Source organism: Planctomycetota bacterium (assembly GCA_035384565.1).
GTDB lineage: Bacteria > Planctomycetota > PUPC01 > DSUN01 > DSUN01 > DAOOIT01.
In genome coordinates this window covers 1-20,478 of the sequence record DAOOIT010000086.1, presented here as the reverse complement: position 1 = coordinate 20,478, position 20,478 = coordinate 1, and the positions used below count along the sequence as shown (strand labels likewise).

General features: G+C 68.9%; 11 protein-coding genes. All 11 read right to left on the bottom strand.

Going from position 1 to position 20,478, the window contains the following annotated elements; all coding sequences use genetic code 11:
• Positions 1-76 precede the first annotated feature (76 nt).
• Positions 77-2,536, bottom strand: a complete 2,460-nt coding sequence (locus tag PLE19_21280) for a C25 family cysteine peptidase (protein ID HPD17479.1) — start codon at positions 2,534-2,536, stop codon at positions 77-79.
• Between the two features lie 13 nt (positions 2,537-2,549).
• Positions 2,550-4,307 (bottom strand): hypothetical protein, encoded by a 1,758-nt coding sequence (locus PLE19_21275; GenBank protein HPD17478.1) that lies wholly within the window; start codon positions 4,305-4,307, stop codon positions 2,550-2,552.
• An 8-nt stretch (positions 4,308-4,315) separates the two neighbouring features.
• Positions 4,316-5,788, bottom strand: coding sequence for a hypothetical protein (locus tag PLE19_21270; protein HPD17477.1), 1,473 nt, complete (start codon positions 5,786-5,788; stop codon positions 4,316-4,318).
• A gap of 19 nt (positions 5,789-5,807) precedes the next feature.
• The gene (locus PLE19_21265) at positions 5,808-6,770 is read right to left on the bottom strand and encodes a terpene cyclase/mutase family protein (GenBank protein ID HPD17476.1); all 963 of its coding nucleotides are present in this window, start codon (positions 6,768-6,770) and stop codon (positions 5,808-5,810) included.
• A gap of 86 nt (positions 6,771-6,856) precedes the next feature.
• Positions 6,857-10,435, bottom strand: coding sequence for a hypothetical protein (locus PLE19_21260; GenBank protein ID HPD17475.1), 3,579 nt, complete (start codon positions 10,433-10,435; stop codon positions 6,857-6,859).
• On the bottom strand, positions 10,432-12,723 hold the full coding sequence (locus PLE19_21255) for a VWA domain-containing protein (GenBank protein ID HPD17474.1): 2,292 nt from the start codon (positions 12,721-12,723) through the stop codon (positions 10,432-10,434). The genes PLE19_21260 and PLE19_21255 overlap by 4 nt, the downstream gene beginning before the upstream one ends.
• Positions 12,720-14,849 (bottom strand): BatA domain-containing protein, encoded by a 2,130-nt coding sequence (locus tag PLE19_21250; GenBank protein ID HPD17473.1) that lies wholly within the window; start codon positions 14,847-14,849, stop codon positions 12,720-12,722. The genes PLE19_21255 and PLE19_21250 overlap by 4 nt, the downstream gene beginning before the upstream one ends.
• A 141-nt stretch (positions 14,850-14,990) precedes the next feature.
• Positions 14,991-15,878, bottom strand: a complete 888-nt coding sequence (locus PLE19_21245; protein HPD17472.1) for a DUF58 domain-containing protein — start codon at positions 15,876-15,878, stop codon at positions 14,991-14,993.
• A gap of 109 nt (positions 15,879-15,987) precedes the next feature.
• Positions 15,988-17,028 (bottom strand): MoxR family ATPase, encoded by a 1,041-nt coding sequence (locus tag PLE19_21240; GenBank protein HPD17471.1) that lies wholly within the window; start codon positions 17,026-17,028, stop codon positions 15,988-15,990.
• A 227-nt stretch (positions 17,029-17,255) separates the two neighbouring features.
• Positions 17,256-18,719: a potassium/proton antiporter gene (locus PLE19_21235; protein HPD17470.1), complete on the bottom strand. Its 1,464-nt coding sequence runs from the start codon at positions 18,717-18,719 to the stop codon at positions 17,256-17,258.
• Between the two features lie 245 nt (positions 18,720-18,964).
• A complete protein-coding gene (locus PLE19_21230; GenBank protein ID HPD17469.1) occupies positions 18,965-20,203 on the bottom strand; it encodes a hypothetical protein in 1,239 nt (412 codons plus the stop codon).
• Between the last annotated feature and the right edge of the window lie 275 nt (positions 20,204-20,478).

Sequence of the window (20,478 nt, the reverse complement as noted above, 5' to 3'; positions counted from 1 at the left end):
ATCGCCTCCTCCGTGCTCCTAGCCTGCGGCCAGAATCGCGGGCGTCGCAGTCCCATGCGGATTCTTGGACAGGCTCCTAGTCCTCGAACGTGATGCGGTAGTCCAGCCGCTCCACTTGGTGGAGGATTGTGCCCTTCGGCTGATCGAAGTCCACCAGCCGCACGCGCCAGTGATAGGTGCGCGTGCCATCGGCGTGTTCGTCGGCCACGTACCGGCCCGACCAGCCGAGCGGCTTCGGTGGGTTCTGCACCTGCTCGATGCTCCTGACCTTCCTCGCCGTGCGCAGGGTGGCCTCGACGTAGGTCTCCTCGGCATCGTAGCCTTCGCCGATCCAGTGGCGGTTGGGGAAGGTGCCTGCGCCGCGGAGGACGTAGAGGTCTTTGCCGTTCCACTTCTTCCAGTCCTCGGGCACGCGAATCTTGACGGGCCACCACTGGGCAGGGGCATAGACGGAGACCAGGTCGCCCTTGGCCTCGACGCGCGCCGGTGCGGCCTTGGGCGGGGACGGGACTCGGAGGGCGAAGGCGGGGTCGCCGAACAGGCCGCGGATGTAGAGCTGGTAGTAGTTCGGCCCGCCGGCGAGTTGATCGGTCTCGAGCACGACCGCGACGGCGCTGTTCTGCGCCCGGAGGTGGGCGCGGCCGAGGGTCGCGCCCTCGAGGATGGCGTTCCAGAACACGATCCGCTGCTGCTCGTCGTAGGCGATCGCCGGGAGCGCATTGCCCTCGAAGCCGACGGCCCCGTTGCGCAGGAGCCGCGCCACGACCGAACGGAAGTCGGGCTGTCGGTCCAACGCCGTCGTGAGGCAGCCGCCCGACTCGACCAGCGTGGGCGCGAGCAGGACGTCGGACTCCCAGTCGTAGGTCTGGCCGAGGTCATGCCACCACGAGTGGGCCTGATGGGCGAGCACCGCCACGCGCGTGAGAGGCGAATCCTGCTCGAACGCCTGGGCACGCTTGCCTTTGCTTTTCTCCGTGGGCACCTCGAGCCACCGCAGCGTGTCCACATCGTGGTGAGGCGCCATCGTGAAGCCGACGTTCTCGAAGAGCTTGGCGTAGGTATTCTCCCAACGGGCCTGGCCAGCCATCGCGGCCCACGCGGGGTCGAGCAGGTGAGGGTAGGTGATGACACGGCTGGCGTAGAGCGTGGCGAAGCTTGCGCTCTCGGCGATGAGGCGGCCCACGGCGACTTCGCCGAAGAGGTCGCCGTCGGCATTGGCGAAGGGGAAGTCGGAGGGGAGATCGCGGTTGCTGCCGCCTTCACCCTCGCGGACGATGGCGTGGGGGATGGCGTCGGGGAAGCCCACGAGGCACAGGTGTTCGGGCGGGCCGCCTGCGGCCGCATAGAGCGCCTTCAGGTCGGCCACGATCTGGTCGGCGCACGGGAAGGTGAGGCGCACGTCGGCCCTGCCGGCGCCGTTGCTCTCGCCGAGCGTGACCGAGTAGCGCTGGCCGCCCAGCGTCACCACGTCGCCCGTGCGGAAGGGGCCTTCGCCTGCATCGGAGAAGTCCCCATTGCTGTTCAGGTCCACATTGACTGCGAAGTAGTCTTTCTCATTCTTCCCGCTGGTGACCACGAAGGCGAAGGCGTGGCCGTTGACCGTCGTGACGCCCATTCGCGGCGGCTTCCGGCTCTCGGGCGCTCCCTTGGGGGCGCCGGCCTTGCACTCGGCGCCCACGAAGGGCTGCTTCCACATCGTCCGATAGGGCAGTGGCGCCACGACGCCCTGGCGGGCGGCCGCGAGCAGCGGGGCCGCGAGCGAGAGCTTCTTGACGACCGTGGCCTCGCGATCGAGCGGATTGGCGATGGCGAGGTACGGGGATGGCATCTTCTGCTCGCGCATCCACGCGAGCACGGCGGCTGTGTCCTTCAGTTCAACAACGGCAAGGCCCTTGTCTTTGAGGGCGGAGGCAGCCTTGGGTGCCGTGCCGACCACGACGGCCCTGTGAACCGCAAGCTCCTTGAGCAGGCCGACCGTGGCTGCCGATGCGTTCTCCGGGTGTGTGAACAGGAGGGGGGATCGGAGCCTGGCCGCCAACGCCGATGCCACGAGGGCCATGCCGTAGTCTCCCTCACGGCAAATGGCCACGGTGTCGGCCGACTTCCAGAATGTTCGCGCCAGCACGGCGGCGGCCGAGTCGGCCGAATCGGCCGCCAGCGCCTGCCAGCGTCGTCGGATTCCCTCGGCCTCCCGGGGCAGCGGACCGAGGCAGTAGAGGGCCTGGGGCTTGTAGCGGAGCAGGTAATCATCCATCTCACGCGTGATCGCCCCCGACTCATCCAGAGCGATCAGGGCAGGGGCGCCATTGCAACGGACCGTCGCCGCAGGGACGGCGGCCAGGAAGGCAAAGTCGCGCCACGAAGGGACATGAGCCAAGTGAACGGCGAAGAAGGCCCTGTCTGCCGGCCTGGGAGCGCGACTCGAGCCTTGCGCGAAAGGGGCGCAGCCGACGAGCACGCCGAAGATGCCCGCCACCGCGCGCAGGAAGGCGCCGCGGCGGCCTCGGCCAGGAAGCAGGCGACTTGGTTGCAGCATCAGGGTTGCATTCTCAGGGTTTGGATGCCGGCTCGGAGGCTGGCTTGGGGCCCTCGGGCGCCGGCTCGGTGGCCGCGACGGTTGCTCGCACGGTCATCCGCCGCCCCAGCGGCGCCGTGCCTTCCACAATGACATCGAACTGCTCGGGCAGCCGTGCGAAGGGGATGCCGGCCAGGGCCTTCTCCCACTCATAGGCCACGCCGTTGATGCGCAGTGCCGGGCTGGCCAGGCCGGAAACCTTGAGGCCGGGCTTGAGGGTGACCTGGTAATCCTTCTCGAAGCGTGCCAGCCGCTCGGCCGTGCCGGAGGCCTCTACCTTGTAGAGGTACGTGATGCCGGGCAGATGGAGGGCCACACGGGCCTCGTTGCCCTGGAGGTCGAAGGGCAGGGGGTCGCAGGCCGGGGAATCGTGCAGCAGGAGAAGGAGCTGCTTCTTGGCCTTGTCATAGCGGAGCGCGGCTGCCGGAAGGTCGAGGATGGCAACCTCCGGCAGCTCGACCATGATCTGGAACTGCGCCGCCGTTGTGGCGAGGGCCTTCTGGAGGTCCTCGACCTTGCCCTCCTTGGGGATCACCCGCACCTCGAGCTGAAGCTCGTTGGCGGGCACGGCGTCCTCGACCACGGCCTCGGGCGAAACGGGGAACGAGGCGGCCCGTTGCCTCAGGCGGTCCACCTCCATCTGGAGCGCGCTGGCCAGGGGCTTGACCTTCTCCTGGTCCTTGGACTTGCTCAGAGTCTGGAGAGCTTTCTCAAGATACTGGGCTGCGGACTCGAAGAGTCCATTGGCCGTGTGGATAGCGCCCAGGTTCAGGTACGCGGTGGCGTCGCACTCGGTGTCGGCTGGCTCGGTCTCGATGACGCGCTGCCACTCCTTGACCGCGAGGCGATGGCGCCCGAGCCTGGTGAGCATCTCGGCGGCCAGGTAGTGTGGCTGTTGCTGGTCGGGGCTGAGGGCGACGGCCTTGTCGCGAAGGCTGAGGGCCTCCTTGTCGCGATTGAGCAGGATGAGGGCCTCGGCCTGGAGGTAGAGGGCTCGAGGATCGGCGGGGTCGGCCTTGGCCAGGTTCTCGGCCTCAGCGAGCACCTCCTGCGCCTTGCCGGCTCTGAGCCGGGCGAGGGAATCCTCGATCGTCACCTCAGTGGCCTTGTTGATCTTCAGGTCGGCGGGGCGCTGGGTGACGATGGCCTCGATGCCCGCGAGGGCCTGGCCGCGCTGGGCGCGGGCCCAGGCGAGGGCCCGGGCCTGCTGGTCGTTGGCGGGCTCGCCGAGCAGGCGGATGACTTCCTCGCAGACTTCGGCATTGTTGGCGCGTTGCTGGAGGGCGTTGAGCGCCCAGTTGGCTTCGCTAGGAGTGCCAGTCTCCATGCGTTTGAGGAGGAAGGGCACGGCCTTGGCCCCCAACTGCGCGATGCGGTAGATGGCGTTGCTGCGCTCGTGCTGCTGCATGTCGTCGAAGTGGCGCACGAGGAGCACGATGTCGGCCGGCCAGTCGGGGCCAATGCCGAGGACGACGTCGCTGAGGACGTCGCGCGCACGGAGGCGCACCTCCGGGTCGTCCGACTCCGCGGCCTTCTCGAGGGCCTTGCGGGCCGGCTGGCCGACCAGGCGCAGGGCCGTGGTGGCGCGCTCGCGGGCCGTGTAGCTCTCGGCCCCCAGGTCGCGGATGAGGGCCTGGATCACCCGGTCAGCGGTCACCCGTGCAGGGCCTGCCGGGGCGCTCGAGGCGAGGAGCGGGAACACGAACGCAGTGAACAGCCAGGTGCGGTTCATGGGGGCCTCTACTTGTAGACGTTGAACGAGATGCGCTTGAGGCAGGAACGCAGGACCTTCACGTCGCCCAGAGAACCGGACTTGCCGATCAGGTACTGGTCCGTGAGCCGCTCGAACTGGAGGGTGAAGCGGCTGTCGAAGGTCTCGACGAGGACGTCGCCCTTGTTCCTGCGCGGCTTCTCGATGCCCTTGGTCTGGAAGTTGATGTTCTGCACCTTGCCCACCTCGGCCGCAATGTCGCCGAACGCCGTCTTCAGGGTGAGCTTGCCTTCGGCCAGAGCCAGATCGGTGGCGGCGACGCGGTCCCGATTGACGAAGCGGACCACGTGGGCATCCGTGGTCTCCTCCTTCTCGACGGCGGTCGGCCCCACGACGCCTTGGACCACCCGCAGGCGCGTCACGCGGCAGGGGTAGCGGGCGTTGAACATCACGAACTTCCCAGGGGCCACGTTGCCCGGGACCGCGTACTCGCCGAGGTCGGTGCTGTCGAGCCACGCTCGGGCCTTGTTGCTGGCGGGGTCGTAGGCCACGCGCACCGTGGCTTCGGTCATCAGGCGGCCGATGTGGCGGTCGGCGAAGGAGTTCATGCCGCCGTTCTGCATGACCATGAGGTTGAACTGGCTGGCGTAGAAGCGTGCGATCAGGCTGTTGGTGCCGTACTGGCCCTCGGTGTTGTCGGCAGCCAGGATCAGCTCGACGTGGATGTACCGGCCGAAGGTGGCCTGCACCTTGGCCTCCATGGTGATGGCCTCGCGCTGATCGAACTTGGCGAAGACGGTCTGGCAATCGCCCTGCGTGTTGCAGGTGAGGGCGCCGTTGGCCACAGTCCAGCCGCCGCCGCGAGCCGTCCAGGGCTCGATCTTGCCGCTCTCGAAGTTGCTCTCGAGTGCGGTGACGCTGCCGCGCGCGAAGCTGATGGAGCGGATGATCTTGCGGTCCACCTTAACGGGCCCGGTGGCCTTGGTCTCGATGATGACGGCTTCGGGGGTGATGGAGGCCACCTCGCCGACGATGCGGTCGTCGTTGCTGAGGGCCACCTCGTCGTCGCCCTTGGCCTTCTCGGTGGGGTTGAGCTCGACCGTGTCGAGGGCGGAGGCCAGGATCACCACCTCGCCCTCGAAGTGCGGGGCGGTGAGGTGGAGCTTGCCGCCGGTCTCGATGGTGAGGACCTTGCCGACGATCTTGTCGCCGCGGATGGTGGTGACGACGTCGCCCTCGCCTTTCTTGCCGCCCTTGGCCGAGTCGTCGAGCGTGTCGTCGGCGCCGCGGGGCTGTGGCACGAAGATCTTCCGCCCTTCGGCATTGATCTGGAGCTGGGCCTGCGCAAGGTTGACCTCGGCCCCGTCCTTCACCTCGATGAGCTGCTGAGCCGGGACCGGCAGGCGCTCGGCATGGGCTCCTCGGGGAAGGCTCAGCGTGAGCGCGGCCACGCCCAGCGCCGCAATGGCGAGGGCCCGTGGGATGCTAAGGCGAGCATTCATGGTCGGGGCCTCCTGCCTGCTACCGCTGGTAGATCGGGAGCAGGTTGTAGTTGATCTCGATGGCGAGCAGGGCGAAGGCCGTGGCAGCGATGACGCCGCCGCTGCTGCCGCGGTCGGACCAGGAGCCGTCGGGGCTCTGCATCGAGAGGAGCATGGGGGTCATCGTCTCGTTCCAGTGGCGCCAGTACTTGCCGCCGGCCTGGAGCATGGCCTGGGAGCAATAGTAGGCGGCGTAGTGGAAGTAGCCGAAATGGCCGTAGCCGCCCCCGCCGGCGAGCAGGAGGTCGGCCGTGGCCTTGGCCTCGGGCGAGCGATAGGCGCCGGAGAGGCTCAGGATGAGGAGGCCGATGCCGCTGCGCGCGGGGCTGGGGCTGTCGGCGCCCGTGTAGCCGAAGCCGCCGCCGGGGCAGAAGCAGCTCTTGTAGAAGGCCACGCCGCGCTGGATGGTCGAGATGGGCACCTCGATGCCGGCGTTGGCCGCGGCACGCAGGCCCATCATCTGGGCGCCGGAGACGGTGGTGTCGGCGTCGGTGGAATTGACGCTGTAGCGCCAGCCGCCGCGCTGGTTCTGCGAGCTGACGGTAAGGCCGGCCGCCTTCTTGAGGGCGGGGCCCACGCGCGGGTCGTCAATCATGCCGTACACTTCGCCGAGAGCGAGCGTGGCGAAGCCGTGACTGTACATGGGGCTGCCGCTCTCGCTGGAGAGGAGGCCGTTGGCCTGCTGGTTCTTCACGATGTAGTCCACGCAGCGGCGGATGACGAGGCCGTATTTCCCCTCGTCGGGCATTTCGCCGTGGGCGAGGAAGGCGAGCATGGCGAGGCCCACCACGCCGCTCACCTGGCCGTAGTTGTCGGGCCACGAGCCGTCGGGCTTCTGGGTGCGGGCCAGGTAGTCGAGGCCGCGGGTGACGGCGCGCTCGATCTCGGGGGTGACCTTGATGTCCTCGCCCGCGTGCAGGATGGGGGCGCACAGGAGCGCCAAGAGAATCCCGAGGGAACGAACGGAGCCCCCGGAGCGAGCGGCTCCCGTCCGCCCGGTCGGCCCCATCTGTCCTATCGGTCCTGTCTTCACCGGATCGGTTCCTTGCGCAAGCGGTCGAAGTAGGCGTTGAGCAGGTCGCGGTACTGGGCGGGGATGCTGCCCTCGAAGGCTGCGCCGAGCTGTTCGTCGAAGCGTGAGCGGGCGCGGCGCCAGTCTTCGCTCTTGGCTTCCTGGAGGCTGGCGGGCATGATCGGGGCGTTGGTGCCGCCGTCGAAGCCGCCGCCGCTGCCGCCCATCATCTGCATCATGGACTGTGCCCGGGCGCCCATCATGCCGCCCATAGCGCCACCCATGCCGCCGCCCATTGCCTCCTGGAGGAGTTGTTCGAGGAGGGCGAGGGCCTGACGCTGCACTTCGCGGGTCTCCTTGCCGGTGTCGCCGCCGCCGAGGGCGAGGCGGCTGACGTCCATCTTGCCCGCCGAGGCATTGACGAGGGCGACGGCGCTCTGGAACTGGGCGATGAGCTGGGCCAGCTTGCCGGCGTCCACGCGCACCCTGCTCTGACGGATGGCGAGGGCGGCGGTCGCTTGGTCGTAGGCTTCGGGTTCGCGTGCGCGCAGGGCGTCGGCCTCGAGGGTACCTGCGTTCACGCGCTTCTGGCCCACGAGGCATCGCTGGAGGAGCAGGAGGGCGCGCATCATCTGGGCGCTCATCATGGCCTGCTGCATCTGCTGCATCTCCTGGCTCAGCTTCTCCCGGGCGTCTTCGAGGAGGGCGAGGGCGCGCTTGCCGTGTTCGAGCCCCTCGGGGAGGGCTTTCGCGTAGAGGTCGGTCGCGCCAAGGCCCATCTCGCTGGAGGCGGCGTCGAGCTTGGCCGCCGTCTGGGAGCGGAAGCCGGCGATCTCGCGGGCGAGCCAGTGCAGGGCGCTGGCCTGCTCCGCCACGTCGCGCTGGAGCGTGGCCTGCTCGCCGCCGAGCTCGGCGGGACGCTTGGCCTTTTCGACCTTCTTGATGGCGTTCTCGATCCCCGCGTTGATGGCCTTCTGGCGGCGGATGAACTCCTCGATCTCCTTCATGAAGGCATCGAGCTGGTCTCCGCTTCGCCGGAGGATATCGGCCACGGCGAGGAGCGACTTGGCGATCTTCTCCTGCTCCGGCACCTGCGAGAAGAGGGCGTTTTCGCCCAGGCGGCGGGTGACCGTGTCGGCCTTCTCCGACACCTTGTCCTCGTCGAGCTTGGCCTTGGCGTCCTCGGCGGTGGCGGCGTCGCTCGGGTTCGAGAAGGCGAGGGCGCCGACGGCCTTCTCGATCTCCTTCCCCAGGTTGTCCACGCCTTCCTTGATGGCCTTCTGGGCGAGAATGAGACGCTCGAGGCGGCGCTTCTGCTCGTCGGTCATGTTCTTCGGGTCGGTGCCGAGGGTCTCCTTGGCGAGGGGGACGAGGTTGTCCTTGATCTCGCGCTGGCGGGCGGCGAGGGCCTCGGCCTCGGCGGCGAGCTTCTCGAGGATGCCGCGGCGTTGCATGCGCTCGGCGATCTGGGCGAGCTGCTCGAGGCGGCGGGCCGCCTCCTCGGTCTGCTCCTGGGCGATGCGCAGCGGGGGCGGGTCGCCTTGCTGGCCCGGCTGGCCTTGCTGCCCCTGGGCGGCGCGGGCGAACTGGTCGGCGGCGTTTTGCATGGGGTCGTTGGCCGTCTGACGCACGCCGCGCCCAAGCTGTTCCATGTTGGACATCATCTCGGTGGGTGTCGAGGGGTTCCGGGCAAGTTCGGGGATGAGGCTCTCGAGTTTGCGGGCGAGGTGCTCGGTGGCGCGCGTCTCCTCGGTCTGGCGATCGTGCGCGTTGCGCGCGGCCTCGCGGGTGGCGGCGGTCTCGTCACCCTCTGTGCCCTTGCCTTTCTTGGCCTCGTCGCCTTCCTTGCCTTCCTTCCCTTCCTTGCCCTCTTTGCCCTCCTTGGTGTCTTGGCCGTCGGCGCCCTTGGTGGCGGCCCGAGCGAGGGCCTCGGCCTGCGCGCTCTGGGCGCGCTGGGTGGCGGCGCGGCGCATCATCTCGAGCTGAAGCTCCTTGAGGCGGCTCAGCACGCGTTCGAGGTGCTCGAGCTCGCTGAGCACGGTGATGCGGTAGGTGGGGGAGGAGCCGCGGCGGAGCACCGCGTCGTCGGCATAGTCGGCGGCCTCGGCCTTGTACTCCAGCACGTCGCCCGCGGCGAGGCCGAGCTGGTCCATCACCAGGTCGGCCGTGGCTGCCAGCTCGGCCACCGTGGGGCCGCCCTCCTTGAGCGAGCGGCGCTCCCAGCGTTCGGATGCCTCGGCGGCCTCCTTAGCCTTGAGGGTGCGGCAGGCCAGGGTCAAGCCCCGCACGCCGAACTCATCGCGCGCCGTGGCCTCGAGCGTCACCCGCTCGCCGGGCAACGCCAACAGGTCGCGCCCCGGCCTGGCGAATGCCACCACAGGCACGCGGTCGGGCGCGACCTTGATGTACACGCTCTCGGGCGCGCGGTTGGTCAGCCCGAAGCCGTCGGTGAGGGTGATGGCGTACTCGCCGCTTTTCCTCGGGGCGAATGGCGCTGAGGCCAACGCGCCCGAGCTATCGGGCGCAAGGGCGTACGTGGCGTTGTCCAGCCGCAACTCGCCTCGGCACTGGAACTCGGGCTCGGGGCCGCGGGTCACGGGCGTCGCCTTGATGACCACCTGCGTGCCCTCGACGACCTGGAGCGGCCCCTCGATCGGCTCGACCACACGCTGCGCGTTCTCGGCGTACTTCGGCAGGGTCAGAACCGCGCTCTTCTTGCTGAGCGAGGGCGGCGGCACCACGCGGATGTGGTGCCAGGGCGACAGCGCGTCGCCTGCGGCCACGCGGTAGTGCAGGTCTTTGAAGAGCGGGCCGGTATTCCAGCGCGCAGCGCCCTGGTCGCACGCCAGGGTCACGGCGATGCGGTCGGAGGTCTCGCCGCCCGTGCCCCTATGGCCGTAGAGGCGGGCCATGCGGGCAGGCTCGCCCGAGGTAGCGATCTGGACCTCCACGGCGTCGCCCACGCGCACCACGCGGTCGCCGGGCTCGATGGCGAGCTTCGTGTAGCAGAAATAGGGCACGCCTGCGTCGGGCCGGAAGAGCCGCGTGAGGGCGTTGCGCACCGCCTCTGGGAAAACCTGGTACGCCCCGAGGAGCAGCGCGAGCAGGACGGCCACCACAGCGCCAGCCTTGAGCAACGGCTTCACCGGCACGGCGACGCGCGGGTCCACCGTGCTGGCGCGGTTGGCGATCTGGCGCAGAGCCGACTGAACGAGGCCCCGCGAGATGCCTTGCTCATCGAAGTTCTCGGAGCTCAACTCCACGGCGCTCACGAGGTCCTCTTCCACCTTCGGGAAGTGGTGGCCGAGGCGCGCCGCGGCGTCGCGGTCGCGCAGGCGCCGCACGGCCGGCCACAGCACCCAGCGGGCCAGGCACAGAGCGCAGGCGCCCAGAATCGCCGCCAGGGCCCCCGAGCGCAGGACGGGCGACAGGCGCAGCATCCGGTCGGCCGCCACGGCAGCGCCCACGGTGGAGGCCAGCACGGCCAGGGTGATCAGCAACCCCGTGTGGGTGTACACGACGCGCCAGCGGCGGCGGTAGCCGTCAATCACGCGTCGCAGGGCATCGGGCAGATGGGACCGTCTTGGTGCGCTCATGCCAGCCCACTCCTCTTGCGGATGAGCCACGCCGCGCCGAGCAGCAGCGCGAGCACCGAATAATACAGCCAATGGCGGCAAGGAGAGTGCTCGGATGTGAGCATGCGCCGCTCGACCTTCGCCGCCAGCAGCGAGGGCAGCCGATCGCTCTCGTCTACTCTAAGATACTGCCCTCGGCTCGCGAGTGCAATAGAATTCAGCGTGTTTGCATCCTGGGCGAGAAACTTCTTCTCCAGGTCGGCCCGAGACACGGTGAGCATGGCGACGGACGACAGCGGCTCGTCGCCGTAGGCCGACACGATGGGGCGCAGGGAGTACTTGCCGGGCTTGTCGGGCTTGAAGATCGCGCGGTAGATGCCCCAGCCGCCGGGGGCCGCGGCCAGGGCCAGGCGCTGGGAGGCCCCAGCGTCCGAGTCGATCTTCGCCCACACGCGCGCGGCCTCGAGCGGGAAGCCGTCGGGGCCGAGGCAATAGGCTTCCACCTCCACCGCCTCGCCGGCGTCGCATTCGGTGCGGTCGAGCGACAGCCGGGCGCGCGGGTCGCCCTCGGCGAACTGCCGCTTCACCATCCAGCGGATCGTTTGCGCCCAGAAGCGGTAGTGGTACTTGTCGCCCACCTCCTGTCGCCAGCGCCAGGTCTCCTCGATGCCGAGGAACAGGACCTTGCCCATGCCGACACGCTGGACGGCGAGGAGCGGGAGCTTCGACTGTCCGGCGAGGCGGTAGGGGTGCACGAGGAGCGCCGTGGCGCCGCGCGCCAGGCCGCCCACGCTCGCCGACCAGCGGACCTTGGGCAGCCGCGACCAGACGCTCTGGTTCTCCTCGGGGTCGGGCGCGAGACGGGTGACCAGGTGGCTCGCGCCGTCCTGAGTCAGCTCGACGGTGAACGGCTCGCCCCGGCCGCCCCCCTCCGCGCCCCCGAGGGCGACGGGCAGGATGGCGGCCACGGGGGTGCCTGCGAGGCCGCGGCAGTTCTGGCGCCGCCCCGCGATGACCACGAGCGCGCCACCCCGCACCTTCACCGCATCCGCCAGTTCCTTCAGGAACTCCTCAGGCATCTGTTCGCGGCTCAGGTCGCCCAGGAAGAACAGGTCGTATTCGGCGAACTGCGGCTTCTGCGTGGGGAGGGCATCAAGGTAGCCCTCGCCCTTGATCGGCCCGAGGCCGGGGCGCAGCAGGCACACGGTGAGCTGCACGGCCGGGTCGCGTTCGAAGACGTTGCGCAGGAAGCGGAACTCCCAGCGCGGCTCGGAATCCACGAGGAGCACGCGAATCTTGCGCTCCGAGACTTCGATGCTGGCCTTGGCGGAGTTGTTCGCCTCGTCCTGCTCGCCCTCCTGGCGGGGAATGCGGACGCTGAAGGTGCGGAGGCCGGGCGTGTCGGGCACGAAGGTGAAGCTGACGCTGACCGGCTGGCCCGAGGGCAGCGTGACGACCTGCTTCTCGGCGATGACGTCGGCGCCGCTGACGAGCTGCACCGGCAGGCGGGCGGCGCCCATGCCGCTCGAGCCCACGTCGGCGCTCAGCAGCACCTCGTCGCCGAGCAGGGCGCTCTTCGGCGCGCGCAGCGCCACCACCGCGGCATCGCGCGGCGGGCTGGGGTTGCCGATGCCGATCGGGAAGACCGGGATACCCATGCGCCCGAGCACGCGCGCCACCTCGGAGGGGTCGCGCCCGGTGTTCCAGGCGCCGTCGCTGAGGAGGACGACGGCCCTCGGCCGCGCGCCGCCGACGCCGCGGGTCACCTGGTCGAGGGCCTCGCCCAATGCGGTCGTGTAACCCTCGGGGTGGACCTCGAAGGGCGGTGCGTCGGGGCTCAGCGACAGCGCGTCCAGGGAGCCGGCGAAGCGCCAGGCCGCGATGTCGAAGCTCTCACGCACCTTGGTCAGCCAGCCCTCGGGGCCGGGGGCGAGAAGAAGACTGACCAGCTCCTGGCGCGCCACTTCGCGCGGCCCGGCGGCGGGCGCCTCCTTGGGGTTGAGCCGCTCGAGCAGCTTGCCGCTGTAGGAATCGGTCAGCAGCATGCTGCGCGAACCGTCCACCAGCACCGTGCACAGCGGCTTGTGGGGGTCGGGCCAGGTGCGGACGAACTTCGGGCTTAGCAGGATGCCTGCGAGCAGCACCGCGGCGGCCGCTGCCAGCGCGAGAATCGTCCGGCGCACCAGGGGGCGAAGGTGGGCGGTGTCGCGCCGCAGGAAGAATAAGGCCACGCCCGCCACCACGGCGGCCGCGGCGGCGACGAGCCAGGGCGGAAGGGGGCAGTCGAAGACCACGCGCATCGTGTTCATTCCTGCCTCCCGGCGGCGCTGGGCCGGCCCATGGACCACGCGAGGAGCACTTCGCCCAGCAGGAACACCAGGGCGATGGCCGCGAGGGGAAACGTTGAGGCCGCGCTCTGCGCCTCCGTGCCTTGGCCGATGGACTCCACGCCGCCGTCGGCCCGCAGGTAGCTGATGGAGCTGTCGGGCAGCAGGGCGTTGATCGCGGCGGCGTCGAGGCGCTCGAGCTCGGATTCCTGCGCGGGCGGATTCAGCGCGGCCACGGCAGGCGCCGTCCCGGGGTCCGCCGGCGCGGCGCTGCCGGTGACAAGGCGGTAGATGCCCGCCGCCTCGGTCCTTGTGAACAGAAGGTCGCCCTCGGGCGGCCGCATCACGGGCACGGCGGCGCCGTCGGGCGTGAGCACCAAGTGGTCCCCTGGTGGCATCGTCAGCCGCAACTCGGTGAACGTGGGCAGGGCGAGCGGCGCTGCGCCCTCGACGAGGTGGGTGTGGATGGCTCGGTGCAGGATCAGCAGGAAGGGCGGCGTGAAGGGGAAGTTCGAGAAGTCGGGCTGCGCCGACACGGCGAAGACATAGACCTTGCCCCGGCCGCTCTGGCGTCGGACGAGAAATGGCTCGCCGCGCTCGGTGTGGATCAGGGCCTCGGTGGTCTGGGCGTCGGGCTTGAGGCGGAAGAGTTTCGCGAGCAGCACACGGTCGAGGCCCTCCGCGGGCAACTGGGACACGACGGGGTTGACGGGGGCCACCGGGCCGAGCTTGATCTGCTTGTCGCCTTCGGCCTCGACAAGAGGCTGGAGCGGCACGCCGGCGAGTTTCTCCCCGTTCCAGGCCTCGATCTGCGTGTGGGCGCCGGGGAAGAGCAGGAGCAGGCCGCCGGCGGTGACGTAGTCGTGGAGGCGCTGAACCGCGTCGGGCGGCAGGGGCGGCACGTCGGCCACCACCACGGCCGCGAACTTCGAGAGGTCGGTGCCGGCCAGTTCCTGAAGTGACACGGCCTGGACGGCGAAGGGTGACCGCTCGATGGCCCCGGCCTCCGGCGGCTGGAGGGCCAGCTTCACGAAGTCGGCGGCGCTCTCGAAGGGCACCGACGAGGGGGCGCCGTCCACGACGAGCACGGGCACCCGCGCGGCGACATGCAGAAGGAAGTAGCGGCGGTCGTCGCCGGGCAGGGCGTCGGGGCTGAGTTCGAAGTAGCCTGCGTGCGGGCCGGCCTTCAGGGGGGGCAGGTTGAACACGAGGTCGGCCTTGCCCGGCTCAGCGAACTGGTGTGTGCGGCTGTCTACGCGGCGGCCGTCGAGGAAGAGGGCCAGACTCGCGACGGCGCTGGCTTCGCCCCTCGCGCGCAGTTCCACGGTGGCGGTGAGCTTGGGCGCGTCGTTCTCCACGATCACAGCGGGCGCCACGCTCACGGCCACGACCGAGAGGTTGCTCTCGACGCCGGGGTGGAGGTCGGTGATGATGATCTGGGGCTTGCCGGCCCTGGCGAGGGCTTCGCGCACCTGTTGCCACTCGCCCTGTTCGTCGGCGCGCCAGCCGCTGGCCTGGAGGTCGGTGAGCAGCCAGATCGTGCCGCCGCCGCCTCCGTGGGCAAGGGATTCCGCGGCGGCTCGAAGCGCCCGCGGCACGTCGCCGTGTCCGCCGGTGAGACGCGCGTCCTTGAGCACGGCGGCCACGGCCGCGCGGTCCTGGAGCGGCTCGCGGAAGGGCGAGACGTAGCTGTGCGCGAACCAGCCGCCCGCGACGCGCGCGCCGCGGGGGAGGGCATCGAGGGTATGCGACACGAGTTCCTTGCCGCGCTCGAACGCCGAGCCTCCCGGCCCGGTGGCGGACATGGAGGCCGAGGCGTCGAGCAGCACCGCCACCTGCCGGCTGCCGCCGAGCAGCGCGGCCAGGCCGCCCCGCACCACCGGCTGAAGCAGCGCGCCGAGGGCGGCGGCCAGCAGCAGCATGCGCAGCGCCATCAGGAGGATCTGGCGAAGCCGCGCGCGCCGCACCGCCCGCCGCTCCATCGTCAGCAGAAAGTCAATCGCCGCCCACCGCACCCGCCGGTACCGGATGCGGTTCAGCAGGTGGATGAGGATCGGCAGCGCGACGAGCGGGGCGAGCCAGAGGAACTCGGGATGGAGGAAACGCATACTGTGCCCGCTTGCGTTGCGATGCCTACGGGACCGATGGGACGAATGGGACTGATAGGACCGATAGGACCGGCAAAACCTGCGCGACCGCGTGCCGCCGGTGTCCCCTCTGTTCCATCGGCCCTATCCGTCCCAGCCCAGTCATCGGCGCCTTCCCAGGTACGCCGTCAGCGCCCGATCGAACGGGTCCGAGAGCTGCATGCGCTCGTAGTCAATGTTCTTCTCGGTGCAACCCTTGCGCAGGCGCTCGAGGAACTGGCGAAAGCGCGTGCGGTAGCTCTCGGCCATCAGGCGCGGGTCCACCACGATCTCTTCGCCGCGCTCGATGCCCTCGAAGAGCGTCACGCGGTCGTACGGGAACTCGAGCTCCGCGTCGTCCAGAAGGTGGAAGACGATGACCTCGTGGCGCCGATGGCGGAAGTGCTGGAGGCCGTTGAGCAGCGCCTCCACGTTGTCGAAGAGGTCGCTGATGACGATGACCATGCTGCGGCGGCGAATGCGCTCGGCGATCTCGTGGAGAACGGCGGCGATGTTGGTGTCGGCGCCGGGTTTCAGGTTCTCCAGGGTTTCGAGGATGGCCGAGAAGTGCCGGGCATTGCCGCGCGGCGGAATGAAGGCCCGTACCGCATTGTCGAAGGTCACCAGCCCCGCCTGGTCGCCCTGGTGGAGCATCAGCAAGGCGAGCGAGGCGGTCAGACCGGCGCCATAGTCGAGGCGAGTCTCGGGGGCCGTCGTGAAGTCCATCGAGCCGCTCGTGTCGAGCAGGATGTAGCAGCTCAGGTTGGTCTCGGCCTCGAACTGCTTGATGAAGAAGCGGTCGGTGCGGGCGAGGACCCGCCAGTCAATGTAGCGCGGGTCGTCGCCGGGCGAGTACTCGCGAAACTCGGCGAACTCGACGTTGAAGCCGTGGTAGGGGCTCTTGTGGATGCCCGAGTAGTAGCCCTCGACGGCCTGGCGCGCGCGCAGTTCGAGCCGGCTGATCTTGGCCACGGCCTTGCGGTCAATCTGGCGTTCTCTGCTTGCTGGCACGCGTGATGCCCCGCGCGGTGTCGTGATGCGTCCCGGACCCGTGAGGCGTGGAGAGAGGAGAGACCCTGGGCTCTCGTCCTGCCGCGCGTCACGCGTCACGCATCACGGGTCATGCTTCCGCCTCAATCGCCGGCACTTCGCCCAGCAGCCGCGCCACCACGTCGTCCGATGTGATCCCCTCGGCCTCGGCATTGAAGTTGAGCAGGATGCGATGGCGCAGCACAGGGGCGGCGACGGCCTTGACGTCCTCCACCGAGGCATAGCCACGCCCGAGGAGGATCGAGCGGGCCTTGGCGCCCAGGATGAGGTACTGCGAGGCCCGCGGCCCGGCGCCCCAGGCCACCCAGTCGCGCACGTAGTCGGGCGAGTCGGCCTCCTTCTTCCGCGTCTTGCGCACCAGGGTCACGGCGTAGCGATAGACGTGCTCGGGCACGGGGATGCGATAGACGAGGTCCTGGAGCTTCACGATGTCCTCGCCCGTGAGCACGTGCTTGACCTCGGGGTCGCGTAAGGTGGTGGTGCGGCGCACTACCTCGATCTCCTCGTCGAAGGCCGGGTAGTCCACCCGCACGTGGAACATGAAGCGGTCGAGCTGGGCCTCGGGCAGGGGATAGGTGCCTTCCTGTTCGATGGGGTTCTGCGTGGCGAGGACGAGGAATGGCTCGTGGAGGTAGTATTCCTTGCCGCTGGCGGTCACGCGGTGTTCCTGCATGGCCTCGAGCAGGGCGGCCTGGGTCTTGGGCGGGGTGCGGTTGATCTCGTCGGCCAGCACGATGTTGGCGAACAGCGGGCCGCGGACGAACTCGAAGGCCCGGTGCCCGGTCGCCTTGTCCTCGCGGAGGATTTCCGTGCCGATGATGTCCGACGGCATCAGGTCGGGCGTGAACTGGATGCGGTGGAACTGGAGCGAGAGGACGCGGGCCAGCGTTCGCACCAGCAGCGTCTTGGCCAGGCCGGGCACGCCCTCGAGCAGGCAGTGGCCGCGCGAGAACATCGCCAGCAGCACCTCCTCAACCACCTGGTCCTGTCCCACGATGATGTGGCGGAGCTCCTCGCGGAGCTGCGTGCAGGCGGCGCGGAAGCGCTCCAGCGCCTGCACGTCCTGGTCCTGCACGGCCTCAGCCTGGGTCTGAACGGCGGCATCTGCCATCGAGGGCTCCTTGCGCAGGGGGAATCCGGATCGGCCCATATTATGGCATCATTCAGTATTAGACGCAAGGACACCTGACAGGTTCCACCCCCGGGGTGAAACCCCTCGATCCCGGTGGGGTTGCGGCAGGGGAATGCGAACGCGAGCATGAGAAGGGAGACGCTGGCAACGCTTGCCCCGTGCTCTCCGCGCTGCGCCGCAGCGCTGCGTGGGCCTCCGCACGGACTCTAGCTGTCGGCCGGCGGGCGGAAGGGTGCGACTAAGGCTTGACGGATCGTCTCCTCGTCGGCGGCGTGCGCCAGCACGGTGACCTGGTCCCCGCCCTCCAGTTGCGTGTGGCCCCTGGGGCTCAGCGCCCGCTCGCGTCGCGTGACGAGGATGACTAGAGCATCCGGTGGGAGTTCCAGGTCGCGGACCAGGGGGCCTGCGATGCCCAGCGGCCCCGGCAGGTCAACCACCACGAGGTCCAGGTCGGTCTCGGCCATGGCGAGCAACTCCAGCCTATATGGTGGCTTGGGGCGAGCATGCGCCGAGAGGCCCAATGCGCGCCCAACGATTCCGAGGCTGGACCCCTGCACGAGCACCGAGAGCAGCACGGCGAAGAAGACGAGGTTGAATATGTCCTGGCTGTCCGGCAGGCCATAGGCTGCCGGGTAGGTGGCCAGAACGATGGGCACCGCTCCGCGCAGGCCCGCCCACGCGATGAAGACTTTCTTCTTCCAGGCGAACGGCATCCCCAGCAAGCCTAGGGCCACGGCGATGGGCCGCGCGACCAGGGCCAGCACGAGGAACAGCACCACACCGTCCAGCCACACGCCAGACCACTGGTGCGGAAAAACCAGGAGTCCCATCATGAGGAACATGCCGATGTTGACGATGGCGGCCAATGCTGCCGAGAAGTTGGCGACGCCTTGCCGGTGCACGAACGGGTGATTGCCCATGACACACCCACACACGAACACCGCCAGCATGCCGCTGGCCTGCGCGCATTCGGCCAAGCCATAGGTCAGGAGAACTACCCCAAGGAGCAGCACGTAGTAATGCGCCCTGTCCTGTGGGCGTAGGCGGTTGAACAGCCAGAGCGCGCCACGGCCGAGCACCCAGCCGACCAGGGGGCCGACGGAGAACTTCCACACGAACGTGAGGATGACGAGGAGCCACTGCGTCTGCCCGTGTGCGAAGCTCTGGACCGCCACCACGGTCAGCAGCACCGCCATGGGGTCGTTGGCGGCACTCTCGATCTCGATGGTGGACGCTAGCTTGGGAGGGAGCGACTGCCTCCGCAAGATGGAGAAGGTGGCTGCGGCGTCCGTGGATGAGGTAATGGCGGCGAGAAGGCACGCCCTTTCGAAGGGCCAGCCCAGCAGGCCCCAGAGGGTGCCTAAGGTGGCTGCGGCCGTGAGGAGCACGCCCCAGGTGGCCAACCCGCCCGCTGGCCAAGCCACCGCTTTGAAGTCGCTTCGCTTGGTTCCGAAGCCCCCCTGAAAGAGAATGAAGACCAAGGCGATATTAGCGACGTGGTGGGTCAGTACCATATCGTCGAAGTGCCAGAGGCCCAGCACATCGCTGCCGAAAAGTATCCCGGCCCCCAGCGCCACCGCAATGACAGGAACGCTCCAGCGGTCGAGCCACACAGCCGCCAGAACCACGAAGAGCAGCAGCAAGGGTGTCACAATGAATGCGATGTCCATGGACAACTACCTGGGTGAGGAAACAGGCGGACGGCGACAGGCCGGCCTCAGGCACCCGGCGCAGCCTGCCGGCAGCCGAAGGCGGCAGGCAGACACCTCTCGTGTCCAGCGCGCGACGACACCGGCCCTGCTCGCCCAGAACCACCAGGCCAGCCGGGCAGACCTCCCGTCCCGCTGGTTGCGCGAAGGCCAACCGGCAACCAACCCGTCGCGCCGACGTGGCCATCTGCCTCAGGGCGGAACGCCTATTGGAACGCGGCCTTGATGTCGGCCAGGCCCACGCCCAGCGTCGCACGGGCGATCTTGTCGAGCTCGGCCTCGGGACCGACGAGATGCATGGTGCGATGGACGTGTTTGAGGCTCTCGCCCGGCTTCAGGAAGGCCGCTGGGGACGAGCTTTCCAGCTCGTAGAAGGGGCCGAGCGGCGGGCCGGCCGGCGTGGGGCCGTCGTTGTAGCTGTTCACCACGTCGCCCTTGAACGGCTCCTTCTGAATCTCCCACATCGAGTTGACGTAGTCTGTCGCCCCTTCGGGCTTTGTGTAGGTGGCGAGGGTGAGGACGCGGTTCGCGGCGTCGTAGCTGCCCATAATCGGCTTGGCCCGTCTGGGGCTGAGGCCGATCTTGCCGCGCTGCTTGCCGTCGCACTTGAAGAAGATAACGCCGTCCTTGGCCTTCAGGCGGTCGGGCGGCACTTTGCCGAAGTAGCTGTCGTTGACGATGGGGCCGAGCTGGTCCTCCGGCCCCTGAAGATAGGGGATCACGGCGGTGGTGGCGGGGGAGGGGTTGTACATGCACAGGATCCAGATAGAGAGGGCTCCGGTCTCGCGCACCCAGGCGTTCTGGCCCGCGTTGCGGATGCTGTTGTCGCTCTCGTAGGCCACGGCCTTGACGCCCCCGGGGAGGTCAATGCCGAAGCTGGCCTTGATGGCCTCGGGGTCGAGCAGACGCACGATGCGATCGGCCACGACGTCGAACTTGGTGCCCGAGAAGTTGACCAGCGAGAAGGAGTTGCGGAAATGCGCCCGGGTCGGCTCGCTGGCCACCACGTTCCACCCGCCCCAGTCAATGGGCGCCGGCACCTGCCAGTCCTTGAAGTCGAACTTGTCGCTCGCGCCCTTGGGGAAATAGATGGAGAACTGGCCGCCCTCGGGGCCGATCCAGAAGCGGTCCTCGCCGCCCAGGGGGTTGAACTGCGGCTTGCGCTGGCCTGAGGCGATGAGCTCGCGGTTGATCCACCCGAAGCTCAGCCCCTCGGGCCCCGTCGCCGAACTGGTCATCACGCGGCCCTGGTATAGCGGCACCACAGCCACCTGGGCCTGGCCTGACTTGTCCGAGAGCACGAGCACGTCCGAATGCTTCTTCAGAAACGCCAGGTCCCCCGCGAACGTTGCGGCAGCCGCGGCCCGCTGCCTCTGCTTCGGCACGGCGCAGCCCACAATGCCTGCGCCGACGAGCAACAACACGATCCCCAATCGCCTGGTCATTTGAGCATCCTCCATGTGTCAGTGGCCCCGTGGACGCCTCTTCGCCCTTCGCTGCGGCGGGAGGAACCCCAGTTCACTGCCCCTCATAAGAACCAGATTTGCCTGCGTCATGCAAGGCCCGAAGCACAATTCGCGCAGCATCGGCCGCGAAGCGAGGGCAGCAAGGCGCAGGCGGCGCATGCGAGGAGCCGGGAGAATCGCGTTCCCCCGGCTCCGGAGTGAGGAAGGACGGCGGGCTCAGACCACGTCAATCGCGGCAAACGCGCCGCCAAAGC